Here is an 18,503-nt window from a genome sequence, read left to right on the forward strand (position 1 = left end):
GTGGGATCCGATATAGAGCGATATTAGGAGGCAGGAGACAGAATCTAGCATTTTTGTCTCCCGCCTCCTGTTTTTCGGTTTCCTCTACTTCAATATGACCATCCTTCTCACGAATTCCCTACCACCGACCACCATCTGGTAGACGTATATCCCGCTTGCCACTTTCTCGCCCATCTCGTTTCTTCCGTCCCAGTATGCGGCCGAAGATCTGGAGGTGTAGTAGCCCGCCCGAAGATATCCCATGTTCAGTGTCCTGACCAATTTGCCGGTCATGTCGTAGATGCGGATCACCACGTCGGCGTCTTCAGCGAGCTGGAAGGGTATCCAGGTCTCGGGATTGAACGGGTTGGGATAGTTGGGGAGCAAAGCGGTGCGTTTCGGGGTGGGTCGGAGCTGGATCTCGATCCTCACCAGTCCGGCGGCGATCTCCTCGGGGGTTATTCGATGCAGAACCGGTTCGGCGCAATACCCTATGGGAGCATCAACTGTTACCTTGATCAGATCCCCGATCTCGTGCTCGATGCCGAGCTTCATCAGCGCAACGGCAAATCCTCCGTTTTCAACCTCAGCCGTTTCACTTATCCCCCTGGTGACATTCTCCACCCTGACGTTCACGCCTTCGGTCATTCCGGCTAGATCGCCCTCGATGACGACGAGTGGCGAGCTCTCAGACGAGGAAAGTACGATGGCAGGTGCGGCTGCTCCTTCCTCGGTGGACCAAGTTTCGCCCTCAAAGGTATATGTGGCATCGGATTTGGCGATGACGAGATAACCGGCTCCACCTCGCACATCCACGTTCCACTTCGATTCCGCGGCGGTTTGTGGTATGAGCGCCTTGAACTTGTTCTCGGAGCTGTCAAACCAGAGAAGGGTGGTTATGGCATCGCCAAAATACGACATGAAATCGCTCAGCTTCATCGGTTCAGCGGGCTTGACAGGCATGGCGATGAGGTTCACGCCCTTATGTATTGATACCGTTCCGTCCCATGCATATCCCTCCAGGTCGAGCGTCACGGGCTCCTTCAACGATGTCAGATATCCTTCGTTTCCGCTTATGGGCGTCTGAGCGGCCTTCGGATCTCCCGGCAGCAGCACATCGAATTTCCCTCTTTCGACGTTATATCGGAGTATGAACCTCGCTGCATCGCCCATGGCGTTCATCAGATCGGCCACGGTGGTTATGTTCGGATCGCTCACCGGTACTGAGAACAGGTTCAGCCCGGCGCTCAAGCTCAGCGTGAAGGGCCTTGCCGTCTGGATCAACACCAGAGCGAGCGTTCCCAGTCTCGAGGTTCGAGCGGTAAGGGTCATCGTCGCCTCATCCACCGTTTGATCTTCAACCGCCACCCATTCATCGTTCACCCTGAGGTAGAGCGTCGGCATGAACCTCTTCAGATCCACGGTCGTGGGTATCGGGACGATCACGGTCGCATCGCCCCCAAGCGCTTCGACCGGCAGACCGTCCTGGCCGTAGACGGAGAAGTCAAAGGCGATCGGAACAGTTCCCAGATCGGGTATCGAGCTGATGGCGAGGGGGGCTATGGAGAGGCTCACCTTGAAACTCGGCGTTCCCCCAGGTATCGATCCCTCACTCAACTGAACGGATGCGAGATCGGGGTAGTCAATCGCCGCTGCATCGGGCGATCTGAAGATCCGGGCGGCGACGTTATCGGAGAGAGCCTCTTTGCCCTCATTGCCCGCGGCATCTATCGGTGTGACAGCGTAGAAATATGTCTTATCGATCTGGACGGTCGGATCGCGGTATTCGGTCTTATCGATGTTCTGGGCTATCAGCAGGTCATCTGAGACGGAGGTGATGGGAGAGTCGGATCGGTAGATGTTGTATTTCGCCGCTTCATCGGTTCCACTCCAGCTCAAAAGCACGCTTCTGCCGTCGAGGGAAACCCTCGCACGGAGATCGGTGGGTTGAGCGGTCGGCGGCTGAACGTCGAGATAGACGATTTGTGGATCAGTCGTGGCCTTGTTCCCCGCGAGGTCTATCGCCTCGATCTGGACGGTGTTTTTGCCTTCAGCGAGCGTGGCGGTCCACCGGAAGCTGAGAGCGGGCGTCAAGGCGTTCCGCTCGCCGTTGAGGATCACGGTCAACTCGCTCAACTCCTCATCGCTCCATCCGACGAGCATCGCCTGAGGTTTATTCGTATATTCGGCGATGATGAAGTTCACCTTGGGCGGTGTCTGATCGAGCGTCACCCTCACCGGGTCGGATAACTCGCTCTGGTTGCCCGCTTTGTCGACGGCATAGGCGGTGATGGTGTTTTCGCCCTTGGAGAGGATGACGTCTTGCACCGTAAACGAGCCGTCATCATTGACATCGGCCGATCCGGCCTCAACGCCATCCACCAGAACGGTTACGCTGAGGGGATTGTCCGGCGTGGCGTTCGGAACGGTTCCCGTCACATCCACGTTCTTCTGATTGGTAGGCGATGTGATCGGATCGAGCACGGGTTTATCCGGTGCCTCAGTCACCACGTAGAAGCTCCATTGGGTTTCATCCTGGTTTCCGGCTTTATCAGCGGCGACAACTTTGACGGTATTTTCGCCGATCTGGATCGGGTTCTGGTTCTGCTCCTGTAACTGTTTGACGTTTATAAGGAGGGTTCCCGATCTTCTGTTGAGGCTTACAGCGTTTCTCATCGACGACCATCCCAACTGTTCGATCGGAATCTGAACGCCGTTTATGAACACCGTGACGTTACTCCAATCCACGCCGCTATCGCCGTCAAGTATTACGATGAGTATCATCTGTAGCAACGTCAAGTTGATGGATGAACCGGGGGCAGGGCTCTGATTGGCGAAGTCCGGAGGAACTTCGTCCGTATAGGAAGTGTCAACTGTGAAGGTGCTCGATGCGGTGCTGATATTGCCTGCCACATCTGCGGCGGTCACCTCGAACGTGTAGCTTTCGCCGTCCTGAAGCGGTTGGCCGATCTGATATGAGATCTCGCCGCTCGCCGGGTCATAATTGAAGTCGGTTATCTCCTGGCCGTTGAGGAGGAGCCGGAGCGAGGATCGATCGATCCCATAGTTATCGGTCAGGGCGGCCGACAGAGTCGGCGTGGCGTTGGAGATAACCGAACCGTCCCCAGGCGCCATGGCGCTTATCTGAGGCGACGTGGTATCGATGATGAAGCTCCAGCTCACCAACATCGGGTTGCCAACTTTATCCTCGGCATAGAGGATGATCAGATGCTCTCCTTCATCCAGAACCGCGGGCGTATAGCTGACCGTTCCGTCGGCAAAGGTCGCCTCCACCTGAACCCTATCCAGGCTCATGACGATCGAATCGGGTGCAACACCGCTCAGATCGTCCGATATCGTCGCGCCGATGGAGCCTATCCCGTTGAGCACCGCTCCGTCGACAGGGCTGAAGTTACCCGCTGTCGGAGAAGCGATGTCATAGCCGACCTGGACCGGATCGGATCGATCGCTGACGTTGCCATAACTGTCCTGTGCCTCGGCCGTGATGGCATTCACGCCAGGCGTGAGAGGCACGTTCCCCTTTGAGAACCTACCGGTGTCATCCGCGACGGCCGTTCCAGCCGGTATGTCGTTTACGAAGATCTTGACGAGAGAACCGGGTTCAGCGACGCCGGAGAGGGCGATGGCGCTTTCGGAGACGAATTGGGGTAACGGATCGAGAACGGGTTTTACGGCTTTCGTCTTCACGGCGAAGTTGACGGCATCCTCCGCTTTGTTGCCGTTGTTGTCGGAGACAGAGGCCGAGATAGCATGTTCGCCGTCGGCGAGAGGGGAGACAGGCGTGAAGGTAGCCGTATCGGTCGTCTCATCGAACTGATACTCCACCGTCGTGCCGTCAAGCATGACCGATATCGAGTTCGGATCGACATCGGATTGGGGATCTGAGAAGACCACCGAGAAGGTCGGCCGGTTTTCGGTCAAAACATCACCCTCGTTCACGGAAAATCTGATAGTCGGTGGAGTGGTATCGAGTATCGCCGTGTTGACCAGGAAGGTAGCGGAGACAGGTGTAGCCTGATTTCCGGCTCTATCGGAACATCTGACCTCGAATTCATGCTGAGATCTATCGTCGAACGGTCCCGCCTGATAGGTCAGTATGCCGGTTGAGGGATCATAGCTGAACCCGGTGACCGGCTGACCGTCCAGAATCAGCTCGATCGATTCGGGATCGACGCCGCTCACCCTGCTTGAGGTCGGATCGGACAGCGTAGCGGTTAAGGTCGGTGTTAGGGAACCAGTAACGGTTGAAGGCTCAAGGGCGGTGATGACCGGAGAAACGGTATCGAGTAGCACCTCGACCGGCTGGGAGAGCTCGCTCGTGTTCCCGACGGAATCGGTGGCGGTCGCAGTTATATCGTTCATCCCTTCAGCGAGCGTCAGGTCTGTCGAAAAGGCGCCTGTGTTGGAGTCAGCGTTAACGGTGGCAATCGGGTCGCCGTTGAGATATATTTTGACAATCGATCCGGGCTCAGCTGTGCCTGTGAGGGTCAGCGCGGGCTGATTCGTTGGGGTGTTTGGCTGTTCGAGCGTGGGCGGCTGTGGTGGAGTGGAATCGACGGTGAAACCGAAGCTCGACGTGCCCTCATTATCGTTGTTATCTTGCGCCGAAAGCGTCACGGTATAAGCGCCGTCGGTGAGCGGCGATGCCGGAGTGGTGCTTATCCTACCCGTGGATTCGTCGAAATTGATCCCCGCCAGCGGCACGGAGTTGCCCTCCGAATCAGCGAGCTCCACCGAAACGGAGCCCTTCTTGATCCCGCTCGGATCGGTGACGATCGCCGAGATGGCCGGCTGAGGATCGGGTATCGTGCTTCCATCGGCGGGCGCGAACTGGCTGAAGGTCGGCGGCTCGGTATCCTGAGCGTATACGTTGACCGTGAAGCTCCAGCTCGCTGTGCCCGTGTTTCCGACCCCATCGCCGACCTCGACGCTTACCGTATACTGCGCCCTGTTAACTAGGTCGGAGTCGGGCGTGTAACTCAAGAGACCGGTGTTGGGATCGAAGGTCGGGTTAAGAGCGAACGTTTGCCCTCCAACAGCGAGCGTCATCGTTATGCTGTGGGGGACTATTCCGCTCAGATCATCGGTCAACGTGGCCGAGATCACAGGCCGCCTTGTGATAACCGTGCCACCGTCCGGAGGTGTCAATCCGGCGATAGAGGGTGGTGTCGTGTCTACGATAAGCTCTGTCGGTGGGGTGGGATCGCTCGTGTTGCCCGAGCTGTCGGTCGCCGTAGCGGTCACCTGATAGAGCCCGTCCGCCAGATCGGTTATCTCTATCGAGAAAGTCCCGTCATCTCCGCTCGTGCCCGTCCCGCGGACTATGCCGTTTAACATCACATTAACCGTATCGCCCGATTCAGGTTGACCGCCTTCTCTGTCGTAGACCGTTCCGGTGACGGTGATCGAGGTTTGACCGGTGGGCGAGGTTATCGGATCAAGCAGTATGTAGGGCGGGATGGTATCGGGGACGGTGACGATGAGGGTGTCGGTGTCAGTGTTACCGGCTGCATCCTCAACCTGAAGTGTGACAGTGTATGTCCCGAAAGCTGAATATCCGCCGCTCAAGGTCGGATTAGGTCCTGTCAGATCAGGGGACTCGAAATCCACCCCGTCGCTCGCATCGATATCCCACTTATAGCTTACTATCCCGATGTTGTCGGTCGATCCTCTGCCGTCAAAGGCTACATCCTGCCCCAGTTCGACCCTCTGATCCGGCCCGGCGTTGGCGGTTGGAGGATCATTATCGACGACGGTTATCGTATACGAACCGGCCTCGGGTGTTCTGGTTGTGTTACCCAAACCGTCTGAGGCGATGATATAGTATGAGATCGGATCGACTGAGGTAAGCGGTATCTGGATCTGGTATCTGAACTCATCCGGCCCCACCTTACCCATCGTCTGGGCGGTGCCATCCAGATAGATATCCGCTGATATCGGCTCGGTCGGATCCTGAGCGGTCAACGCTATCTCGATGACCTCCCCCGTGGTGCCCTGAGCATCTCCCGTGACCTGCGCAATCGTCGGTCCGTCGCCGTCCAGTCTGAGAGTAACGGCGTCCGAGACGTTATATTCCGGGGCCGTGGCGGTTATCCAGACATCTCCGGAGGTCATTCCAGCGATGTAGAGGGTTGAGAACCTGCCGTTTTCATCCGTGGTGCCGCTTGTCTGGGCTAGACTGCCCATTCCCTCGGTCACGGTCAGTTCGACCTGTGCGTTTGGAGTAGGTTGACCGTTCGAGATGAGGGTGGCGATCACCTCGGCCGTGGAGGTCCCATCGGCTTTAAGCAGCGTCGGAGTTACAGAGAGGACGATGGCGTTTTCGACGTTGACGACCGTTATATGTACCGTCATCTCACCTGAGAGCGGCGGGGTGCGGTTATCGGTGGCGGTAAACGTCACGTCATATTCGCCCGCCTGTTCGAAGTTGGGGGTGAAGGTAAACTGGCCCGTGACCGGATCGAACTCGGCGCCTTCGGGCAAACCGGCCGCTGAAAGGGTTACAGGATCGCCATCGGGATCAACCGCTGTTACGATGAAACTCAACGTTTCGCCCTCGTTGATCGTCTGATCGGCTATCTCCACAAGCTCCGGCGCCCTGTTGGGAGGAGGCGAGACGGTGACGGTCGATAAGCTTAGCTCGCTCACTCCTCCATCATCGTCCTTGACGCGCAATGCGACGGTGTAAGTGCCTTCCCTTTCATAAGTGACAGTTGGGTTTTGTTCGGTGGAGTCTACGTCAAATGTGATCCCATCGTAATTGAAATCCCACTCATAGGTGAGCGTATCGGCTGGCACATCGCTTCCAGATCCCTGGAGCTCTATCGGCTCGCCCGCTATCCCATCATATGGCCCATGAGCATCGGCGGTCGGAGGGAGATTGCTGACGTCAACCGTAGCGGTACCGCTTGCCGATCCGCCGTCATCGTCCGTCACGAGAACTCCAACCGTATATGTGCCGTTATCCGGGAAGGTATATTCGACCGTAGCTCCCGTCGCATCGTCATATTCCCCATCCCCGTCCAGATCCCACGCATATGACAGCGTATCGGCCGGCACATCCGTAGCCGTGGCGGTCAGGGTTATCGGTTGCCCCTCATCTCCTGAAAACGGCCCGAGGGTTCCCAAAACGGGAGGCTTATTGTTCACCGTCACAACGGCGCTGGCTGTGGAGTAATCCCCGTCGTCATCCGTGACCTTCAATCCGACGGTGAACTGACCGTCATCGGGATAACTCACGCTCGTCGTCACTCCGGTCGCGTCATCATACTGTCCATCGTTATCCAGATCCCACTCATAGCTCACTATGGTTCCGTCTGGATCATACGAGCTACCTGCATCTAAAACCGCTGATTCGCCTTCATATATAGTGTATTCTCCTAACACAGCCACGGGAGGATCATTGACAGGATTGACGGTGATGCTCACCGTTGCCTCGGTGCTGTCCACCAACCCATCGTTCACCTTGAAGGTGAAACTATCTGAACCATGGAAGTTCAGGTTGGGGGTGTATGTCAGATTGGGAGCTGTCCCACTGAGAGTGCCGTTTGCAGGCTGAGTAACTATGATGAATGTGAGAGTGTCTTCATCCACATCGCTTCCTGTCAGCGTGATGTCCACTGGCGTGTCCTCATCCGTCTCCACAGCCTGGGAATCGGCAATAGGCGTATCGTTGACGGAGTTCACCGTGATGCTCACCGTTGCCTCGGTGCTGTCCACCAACCCATCGTTCACCTTGAAGGTGAAACTATCTGAACCATGGAAGTTCAGGTTGGGGGTGTATGTCAGATTGGGAGCTGTCCCACTGAGGTTTCCATTTGTGGGCTGAGAGACGATAATGAACGTCAGAGTATCCCCATCCACATCGCTTCCTGTCAGCGTGATGTCCACTGGCGTGTCCTCGTCCGTCTCCACAGCCTGGGAATCGGCAACAGGTGGGGTATTTATCTTGATGTGTGCGCTTCGGATGTCAGTAACGTCCGTTGTGATACGCTCTGAGTCGAAAAACTTAACATCAGAGCATGTAAGAAGAACTTGACCGCTTTTGAGAGCCTTAAATTGTATTCCGACAATGGGCCCAGTACCATCCGGTGCCTGTTCGGGATCCTGGCCTGGGAGACTATTCGAAAGGCTAATAACCCCGGGTGTGGAGAGATCGACCTGGAGGAAAGTCTCGCCATCAGCGGATGTGACGAGGAAGCTGCCCTCTGTAATGCTGTCCTGAACAACCTCTAAGTATTGAGGGTCGTAGTTGAGCTTGAAGTTGTATGAGTCGAGGTTGGTGACGTCTATGGCGGCGATCTCGACGTCAAATGTGCTTCCGGGGCTGACCGTCAGGGCATCCTGTATACCACTGGCGGACGGATTCAGATCGACCGCTATGGCAGGTGTGGGCCTCGGAACGTTCAGGGTTGCGGGAGTCACGGATGGGGTGAATCTGTTCCGCTCGGAATCGAAAAGAGCGGGCGATACTATGTCGATCGATATATCCCCACCGCCGATCACCTTGAACTGCATCGTCGCCAGAACTCCATCTCCATCAGGAGCTTCCTCAGGATCTTGCCCCGGCAGTGAATTGCTCAGCCATACCTCGCCGGGTTTGGAGGTATCAGCCTGGAAGAAGGATTCGCCGTCCACAGTCGTCCGAAGGAAATCGCCCTCGACAACGGATCCCCCCACCAGTTTCAGCTTGAATGGGTTGTAGGTCACCTTGAAGTCGTATGAGTCGAGGTTAACGGCATTTCGGATCTCAACTTGAACCGTGATTATATCCCCCAGAGCTGCCGTCGTAGTATTGACGATCACAATTAGAGCTTGAGCGTTCGGATCGGGTCCGGTTACAATCGATTCGGGTGAATTATTCGTCACGTCGTCTCTCTCTCGGTTTGAATCGAACAGAACCGCCTTATCGAACCGGATCGGTATCTCTCCACCGCCTATGAGGGTAAAACGCATCGTAGCGATCACACCTGTTCCGTCAGGCGCTTCCTCCGGATCCTGGCCGGGAAGCGAGTAGCTGATGGAGATCTTACCGGGCTTCGACGTGTCCTTCATGAGAAAATCGGCTGTACCGACGGGGAGGAAGTCCCCCGGAGCGATTGAGCCGGGATCGAGTTTCAACTTGAACGGGTTATACTCCAGCTCGATATCGAATGAGTCGAGGTTCGTCACGTCCTGGGCTATTATCGCCACATCGACCCCGTCACCTAAATTCGCCTGAAGATCGGTTTGTATGCCTGAGATAGATGAATCGAGATCGATAACGAGACTGGCCTGGGCGTTAACCGCTGTATAGCCCTGCGTTACTAACGATAGGGCTAAGGTTAAAACCAGAGATACGGTTAAAATCACCCGTCTACTCATCTTTTACCTCCTGGGAGAATGTGATGTCCATCATCCGTCCTAACGGACGGCAGATATTCTTTACAACCTTATCGAGCCGAGCGTTTCAGTTCATTGCAATCCGGCGTTGGGTTGGATATTTATACCGAGTGACAATGTCACCCGGATGGGATTGCTGCCATCCCTGGTCATTATATATACCTCAAAATCCCTCACGCGATTGCTGCTGAACAACAACTGTCCCTCAGACACCCATGCCGGATCGGTATCCACTGCCATGTCCTCCGTCAACCTCCTTACGTTGCTGCCATTCGGTTTCATCAAATATATCTCCGCGTTGCCATCACGGTCGCTCACAAAAGCGATATCTCCTCCATCAGGACTCCACGCCGGTCGTCCATCATTGGCGGCATGGTTGGTTACGTTGACCGTATCCCCCCTTTTTCTTAGCATCCAACGAAGCATTTTATACTCAGCCCCGGTCATTCCTCATCACTTCAGTACCACAAGTCTCCTTGTGAGCGATTTCCCGGCGGCCTTCATTCGATAGATGTAAATTCCGCTTGCCACTCTCTCACCAAGCTCGTTCCTGCCATCCCAATATGCTGCCCTGCTTCTGCTCGTATAATACCCTGCCCGTTTGAAACCCAGATCTAACCTCCTCACCAGGTGTCCGTTAATATCGTATATCTCAATTTCCACCTTTGTCCCAATAGATAGCTGGAACGGTATCCAGGTCTCGGGGTTAAACGGATTGGGATAGTTGGGCAACAGCGCCGTTCTATTCGGTACGAGGTCCACCCGTCCCCCATGCAGTTCCAACCTCACGCCTTCATTCAGTTTTGCTCTCTCTATCTCTATCTCCGTCCCATCCCGATTTTCCCCGATGAGCTCGAATTCCAGTTGCAGCATCTTCCCCTTTCCTGAAGGCATCGCCTCAGATCCGGCGAAGACCACCCTTAGCTTTCCAGCATCGCACGTTTGCTCGACCAGATATCCCTCCGTCAGATCGGTGGTCTCGACCTTCACAAACCTCAGCATATTGGGATCGAACCGCAGCGATATATCGCCTGATATCACTCCTCCGGCGTCGTCTATCTCAACGGGGACCTTCACCTTTCCCCCTTCGACTTTTCCATCTGCCACTTTCAGCACCCTAGGGGTCAGAAAAGCCGGCGGCGCTCCCTGTCCTCCCAGAACGGGAAACACCCTGATCTTACCCACCACTTTCATCAGCACCAGGGCGGCGTCATATGGGTTAACCCCGTTCCGACCACTCACGTCGGCCAGAGGCAGCACCTCATCGGGAAGCTTTTCTCTCCCGACCACATGGAGTAATATCTTCGACGCGTCATATGCCGTGATAAGGCCGTTATCCGTGACATCGCCGTAGAATTTAACGGTCAATACTCCACTGTGACCCACCGCATCTTGATCCTCCAATGCCTCACTCGCTTTAACGGCTGAGAGGGATTCGACTGTGACAGGTATCTCCCTATCCTCCACCGCACCGATCTTAAACTGTAGGGTTATGATATTCCCATCCCCCGTGTATCCGGCTCCCAGAACCCAGCTAAACCTCACCCGATCGGCATCTGAGGGAAAGGTCTCGGGATTAACGGCGTAGAGGGCATTTTGAAGGTTAGCCACGGTCGCGGGGGAGATGTTCAGCAGTTCGAGTTTATCGGGTGGATAGGCGATGTCAAAGGTGACGTTTCCAAGCGTATCGGCATTGGAAAGCATCACCTGTAATGTGAAGGTCTCGCCCTGTCGGACCGTCTTCGATTCGACGTTTAGCTCCAGAGCGATGGACGCGGAACATATAAATACCACCATAAACGCTGCTGAAATCAGATACCCCACCATTTTCTTCCTCATCGTTTTTCCTCCCTTATTATGCATGTTCTACTTCCCGCTCGGCTGTGTGTTCTCGCCGAGCGATGAAGTAAGCCTGCGCACGCCGCCTCCGCCAGGACGCATCTGATATATCTCCCATCCCGCGTTTCTCAGCGAGGTGAACAGGATAGCCCCCTCCGTCGTCCAGCATGGGTCTCTCTCAGGCGAGGGGCTGCTCGTCAAGTTCACCACGTCGCTTCCATCCGCCTTCATCACGTAAATATCTCCTTCACCTTCATTATCCGAGATGAAAGCTATCATGCTACCATCGGGAGACCAGGTTGGGTCAACCTCGTTTGCAGGGGAGTCGGTCAATTGAGTGAGGTTAGTTCCATCAGCGTTCACCACGAATATATCCCAGTTTCCGTTCTTATTGGAAGCGAAGGCTATTTTAGTTCCGTCAGGCGACCAAACGGGATTCCTCTCCTCCGAGCCGGGTAGCTCAATTACCTTTCTGGGAACTGGCTGTCTTGCCACGCATACCGTCCGTATCATCAGATTGCTGTCCAGCTCCTTCCACTCTCCCATCTGCCGGAGGTAGCTTCTCATCATCGGAATCGTGGTGTCCTGACCGATGGAAATAGGAACGAAATCCATTTCAATCTCTACAACGAAATCGGATGGCACGGCGATATTTCCCACGTCAGCGACGCACCAGCCATCCTCGCTTACCTTAACCGTTCCGCTTGCTACTATTATATCGCCCGGCTTGTCGGATTGCCAGTTCAATATTACCCAAGTTAGGTCTCTTTGGAAAGTGGGAGCTTCGGCGATAAAGAACTTCAATTTGTGAACCTCCCCTTCGCCGGGTATCTCAAAGTGGACAGCTAAGGTCAAGCCTTGTTGGTATTTGCCTATTTGCGAGTCAGCTTCTCCGTCGTCGTAGCTCAGTTCTACCTCCTTCCGTTCTCCGTTCTCAAGGACGTATATCTCAGCTTCGCCGTCCTGCTCGCCAATGTATACCAGCTTGTCGCCGTCAGGGGACCAGTCGGGGTCGTATTCGTTGCCGGGGTAGTTCGTGAGCAGGGCTTTATCCCTTCCACTTGGGTTCATCTTCCATATATCCAAGCTTCCGCCTGCGTCCGAGACATACGCTATTTTTACGCCGTCTGGGGATACGCTTGGGCTTCTGTCTATTCCCTCTCTTTCCGTCAATCGGATGTCATCGTACCCGATGTGGAAGTATATCTCCTCATCTCCATTTCTTGTGGATGTGTAGGCGAACTCTTTTAGGGTTTGCCGGCTCTCCAGTCGGACCGTTCCGAACTCAGATGTATTTCCATCCGGGTCTATCAAAACTCCGTGTAGGTTCATTCCCTCTGGAGGGTTACAGGAGACGGTGAACCTTCTCCCCCTCAGGTGGGAGGAGCCGAGTAGCTTTTCCCCCTCGTCGCCGTAGTCGGCGTATATCTCAACCACGCTCCCTTTCGGCGCTGATTCCACTTCGCCTGAGACGTAGTGTTCGCCTATCTCGGTGATGACGGGCGGTTGTATTCCCTTGTTCGCTCCACCTTCAAGGCAAATTCCCTTGAGGAGGTTACTGGTTATCACGTTGCTTGTTATATGGTTGTTGACTGAGCTTGCACCTGAGATTTTCACTCCATCTCCGATGTTTTTGGTTATCCTGTTTTGAGCTATAACAGTTCCGCACGCACCGTCAGTTATCAATATCCCTTCCCGTGAACATTCACTTACGGTGTTGCCGACCACCAACGCCTCCGATGCTGTGTGAATCTCTATACCTCTTTCGCCACTCATTATCTCGTTGTTGCGAATCTCAAGCTCTGCGATGTTTCCCTGAACGTATATACAGGCTTTATCTGGCACAGCGATGAGGTTGCCCGCTCCGTCCTCTATCCCTCCGATTAGGATGTTTCTTCCGCCCGTTATCTTCACTCCACCGCCGGTTATACTGAGATTCGCCACCTTCACGTCGTCGCTTTCCCCGGTTATCAGGAGGGCGTCTCCTCCATTCGCTCGGATTTGTCCACTCTTGCCCTTCGTTTTCGGCGTGCCTATGCGGACTCCCCTTGAGCTGTCTACAAGCATCTCGCCGTTTTCAAGCGTAAACTGGGCATCGTTATCCTTTGGTAGGATTGAGATGTCCTCGGAGTTTTTGATGGCGATGGTGGAGGAATCGCTCTCCACACGGTTTGGGGCAAGTCTCACGCCGGTTGAGTTTTCAACAAGGATTCCCGAGTAAGCTTTGAAGCTGATTATTTCAACGTTTTGAGAGTTGGAGATATGTATGGCGTTTTGAGCGGTCCCGTGAAGTAGCAGGTCGCTTCCGAAGATGTCTCGGCTTCCGCTGATATGGACCCCGCCTTTTTCGGAAATGATGAAGTCAAAAAACTTCACATTTGAGGAGTTTGAGATTGCGACCGCTGTTTCCGAGTTCCCTTCCATACGTATCCGCACCTTCGTAAGGATGACATCCGATTCCTCAAGGGATAGTCCAGTTTTGTGGATGTTTCGGAGCATACAGGCCGTAAGGGAGGTGGAGGTAGTGTTGATGAATTTTACACCTGTATCTGCGCCATAAACGCAGACCTGTTCAAACTCGCAGTCGCTCGTGTTTTCCACCAAAAATCCCATTCCGACCTTAGGTTGCTGGTCCTTCACCTCATACGGGCGGACATCTCTACCGGAATGGTCTGTGAAATTCGCACCTATATCGCACCAGTATACTTTGACCAGCGGGAATCTCTCCTCGCCCGGAGCCCACTGCTTGGAGATACCGCTGATTTTCACCCCGCCAAGTCCGTTGAACAGCAGATAGCACCTTTTTATCTCTGTCCCCACCGGTCCGTCAGCTATGAGGATTCCGTATCCGCCGTTTGGCGACTTGTCCTCGTAATGTTGTCCTACCTCGGTAAGTCCCCCGATTATGTTGAAGTCAGTGTTCTCGCCGGTAATGGCGATGCCGTTGCCTGAATTGCCGGTAATACAATAGCTGTAGGTGATGACGTTATGGTGCGCCCCTTCGTTTATCAGTATGCCGTCTCCCTTGTTATCTACACACTGTAGGAGTTTCATTCTGTTATAGCTTGCCCCTTTGGTAATCAGTATGCCGGCTCCGTTGTTGTTTTGAGCGGTGCAATATTCCATGAAGTTGTGATGCGAGTTATTCTGAATCACCACGCCTGCCCCTTCGTTGTTTGAAAACACCCCGCTTATTTTGTTGTAGGAGGTTTCCGACCCTTCCATCAAAAGTCCACACAGGTTAGATTCACATTTGCCATATATCTCGTTATGATTAGCGCCGTTACGCACGATATATCCATACCCTTTATTTCTGGAGGACGAAACGCTGATGTCGTTGTTAGCGGTATTAGCTCCCTCAATGACGGCACCGTTTTGATTTTCATCAAGGCTGGCATCGGTCGCTACTAATATTTTATTCCACTTGCATCCGTCGTATAGGTGGACGCCATCTCCTCCGTTGCCCTTTCCGCTGATGCCTTTTATTTCGTTGGAAACCGCATTTATAAGCTCCACACCAGCACCGCCGTTGCCCGATATTTCAAGAATTGACAAGCGGTTATAGGAGGTGTTCTCCAGGTGAATTCCAGCCCCTTTATTGTTCATGATTGATAGGCTTTCACGTAGCTCAATGTGGTTTCCTCTCCCTCCAATTATGCTCAATCCGTTTCCACCGCAGTTAGATATAGCTGGTTTACCTTCAGGTGCGAATACGAGGACGATGTGGTTATCCACCCCGTTTTCCACCCTTATCCCATCACCCTTGCAATTCTCAACATACTTAACAAGCTCAATGGTGTTTCCTGAGCCATTCTTCACGTATATCCCACATCCGTCGGAGTTTACTATGCAGTCAGTGTTAACTATCCAATTCCCATTTCCGCCTTCTATCGTTAAGCCTCCATTTATCCCTTCATGAACACGGACGGTGTTTCCGTCTCCCGTGATTTTAAGGTCTCCTGAGAGTTTGCGGATTTCAATTTCGTTCCAGCTTCCCAGCGTCAGAGTTCCTCCTATCACCTTCACATCGCTCTTTACTCCTGATATAATATCGCCCGCCTCAAGCTTAATGGCTGAACAGCAATGGGTTACGTTCCTCTTCAGCACGATTTCGTCCTGGAAGCCTTTTCCGCCAATCTTTCCGAAGATATAATCTTCTCTTTCTTCCTTCCAATCGTCCAAGAACGGGTTTATCTCCCCGTTAGCTATCAGTATGGCTTCGTCAAGGGTGAGTTCCCCATCCGGGTTTACCCCCTGAGCGGGGGAGGAAACTACCATGTAAAATCCATCAGGGAGTTCAGGCTTCTCGGGTATTGTCACCATATCGGCTTTGTAGGTAACCACACATTGAGCATTGCCCGCAGGTGTGCTAACCTTCACCGTCTTTTGACCTTCACTGTCAAGGGTTGGGCAGACGAACTTAACGAGGTTGTTGTTGATGACCGCATACTTGATTGGGTAGGAATAACCGCTGACCGATACCCTCACCAAATCAGACCAATAGCCGAAATTATCTCCTCTTATCTCAACCAGCACTCCGGGATGGATTATCTGCGGGCTGACCTCATTTATAACAGGTTGACCTAAGACGGTAAAATCAAGGGAGTTGCTTTTGCCCTCAGGCGATTCAATGTAGAAGCTGACCTTGCCAGCGGGTAAACCTTCGGGAGCTTTAACCGCATACCAATTCGCTCTATCCTCATCCTCCCAGCTTATACGGGCTTCTTTATCCCCAAAGAAGACTTTATCAGAGGTTTTCACGTTATACGCTTTGAAGTAGATATACTGTGCCATGAAGTAGGGGTTCTGATTTGGGAAACCGACATCGGGGTCCAGCTCCACCAGTCTCGGTATCCGCTTGACGTTGAGACGGAAGCCTGAGAACCCTTCACAATAGGAGGTTTTGATGTATACCTCGTAGTATCCCCAGGGGCAATCTTCGGGAATCTGGAATTCAATCATGTCGCCGGCGTCCGAGACGTCGGTTACTATCATCTTTATCCCTTCGTCCTCCCATCCTTTTTTGAGCCAGACCTCATTTTTGTCCGTCCCACGAGGGTCAAAATTCCGTCCCATTATCCTCACCTTCTCACCGGGAGCGACCTTATCTGGTCTCGGAGGTATGCCTCTGACCTCCCAATCAAACGGCGTTCCCACGATTACGAACCCCGTCTCCATCGGCGAAAGCTCCAGACCGAAATACTCTATCAGACCTATCCCTGCCATTCCAGCTAACCGCTCGCCTATCGGTCCGAGATAGGATATGGCGTCGGTTACCCCCATTATCCCGCTTGCGACCTTCGCCACCTTGCCGAGGTATCCCCCGCTTTTCGTCAGCATCTCCTCAACTTTGGAATACCCCATATTCACCGCCTCTATCGTAGCCTGCTTTATCATCGCATCTATCCCGTCCTTCAGCACCCTAACGACCCGTCTGAACCGCTCGTCCTTGTCCATAGCCTCGTTCAGCCCGTTTGGGAACTCCCGCAGTGTAGCCCTTTCCAGCGCTCCCATCGTCGCCCTCAGCATCTCTCGCCTGCTGTTGCTGTCAAATATGTTCATTATCCCAAGCGTTCCGTCTACTATGTCCACGACTAACATCGCCATATTCAGATATAGGGCTCTATCTAAATCCTCCTTCAGCTCAGGGGTGTTCTCCACGAAATCCAGCTCGCCGTTATCCACGCTACGGTCAAATATCGGGGCGAACAGCCTTATCACGTATACCCCTTCTCTATCGGGCAGTTTGATTTCGCTTTCGCCCCCTGCCCCTGTCATATCCAGCGAATCCACCATGTCGCTCATAATGGTAGTTATAATGGCGAACCTTCTCGTTATCGCCTTGCCAAGCCTCATCTGCCTGACGGTGAACCCATCTGACTCACGCTGGTAGAACTGGTGTAGATCGGCGTCCGTCAGGCTTTTCCCGCCTTTTGGGAAGAAATCGTAGAGCTTATCCCTATCTATCTCCGCCACCCTTACGACCCAATCCATCGGATTGGTCTGGATGGTGTCAATCTCAACTCCGTCCTCAGTTCTGTCCACCGTCAACGTCCTTATATCCCCACTGTAAAGGGCTGTTGAACGGTAGGTCCTCGCAGGGGCACCCCCGCTTTTGGGAGGTTTATATTCATCCGGCAACCTGCTCGCCACGGACTCCACCGCTTCCTTCAACGCTTGAGTTATCCTCTCGTCGCTTAGCGGGTCGGCTGAGTTCGGAAACACCTCCTCTATCACCTTTGCGAGCTCACCGACTTTGGGGTCCGTCTTTATCGTCTCCCACACATCCTTCGCATCTCCCAAATCAGGGGAGAAGAAGAACGGGGAAAGGAAAACAAGGGCTTCCGCCGTAGTTGCGGAGCTTATCTCCTCCTCGCTGGGGGACGAGCTTGGGAAGTAAACCCTCATGTAGGAGAGCTTGTCGTGGGTTGTGGGCAAAGCGTTGACTAAGGTCCAGTAGTCCTCGCTGACCGCAACCTTCCCGATGCCATCGCTGTTTATATCTTCGGCATCACCGTAGGGGGTATACAGTTTGAACTTCCTTCCCTCCCCCTCAGGGGGAATGAACTTGAAGGAAGCTTCTTTCAGCACCAGAAACTCCTCATCCGTTCGGCACCATCCTCCCGGCGTCATCACCAGAATAGGGGAGGTTTTCGCACCCGGGGGGACAATCGCTACGAGCTGGTCGCCTGTAGAGGACACCACCTCCGCAGGTTCAACCCCGAACATAACTATATTCTCGTGGGGATTCGCCGACACGAAGTTTTCTCCCCGGATTGTAACTCTCGTCCCCGGCGAACCGCTTGATGGAGAGAACGAGGTTATAGACGGGCTACGATAGACGCCCGTTATCTCCCCTTCGGAGACCGTCCCCACGACGTATCTCAGAATTTGGAGGGCATCGCTCTTATCGACTTTCCCGTCGCCTCCTGGAGGGAAGACATCAGCCTCATGCCAAAACGGATCGTCCTGGGAGGGCTGAGGTATCCTTCCTTCCAATATGAGGATGATCTTAAGCGCATCCTTCCCGTCGATTACACCGTCATCGTTAACGTCTCCTTTAAGCCCATATGCGAGAGCCGTTGAGAGAGACAAGACGAGAATAAGAGAGAACACACGGCACACCATTTTTTCTCCTTTCTTACACGGTGGATTGTGGTTTACCAGACGGAGAACGTCTGGCATTCTCGTTTTAACGCTATAATGTTTCCCATCTCTAGCTCACCGTCCCCCCATGGGTAATCCTACACTCAAGGAGAATTCGAGCGTAAGCATTTACCCTC

4 protein-coding genes are annotated in these 18,503 nt (G+C 53.8%); all 4 read right to left on the reverse strand.

Annotated elements, in window-relative coordinates; genetic code table 11:
• Positions 1-84: 84 nt before the first annotated feature.
• Entirely contained in the window at positions 85-9,363 is a 9,279-nt protein-coding gene (locus tag J7M22_19000; protein ID MCD6508693.1) for a tandem-95 repeat protein, read from the reverse strand.
• Between the two features lie 90 nt (positions 9,364-9,453).
• Entirely contained in the window at positions 9,454-9,795 is a 342-nt protein-coding gene (locus tag J7M22_19005; protein MCD6508694.1) for a PD40 domain-containing protein, read from the reverse strand.
• 39 nt (positions 9,796-9,834) lie between these two features.
• Positions 9,835-11,220, reverse strand: a complete 1,386-nt coding sequence (locus J7M22_19010; protein MCD6508695.1) for a T9SS type A sorting domain-containing protein — start codon at positions 11,218-11,220, stop codon at positions 9,835-9,837.
• 27 nt (positions 11,221-11,247) lie between these two features.
• Positions 11,248-18,345, reverse strand: a complete 7,098-nt coding sequence (locus J7M22_19015; GenBank protein MCD6508696.1) for a PD40 domain-containing protein — start codon at positions 18,343-18,345, stop codon at positions 11,248-11,250.
• Positions 18,346-18,503: the final 158 nt, after the last annotated feature.

The organism is Candidatus Poribacteria bacterium, assembly GCA_021162805.1.
Classification (GTDB): Bacteria; Poribacteria; WGA-4E; order B28-G17; family B28-G17; genus JAGGXZ01.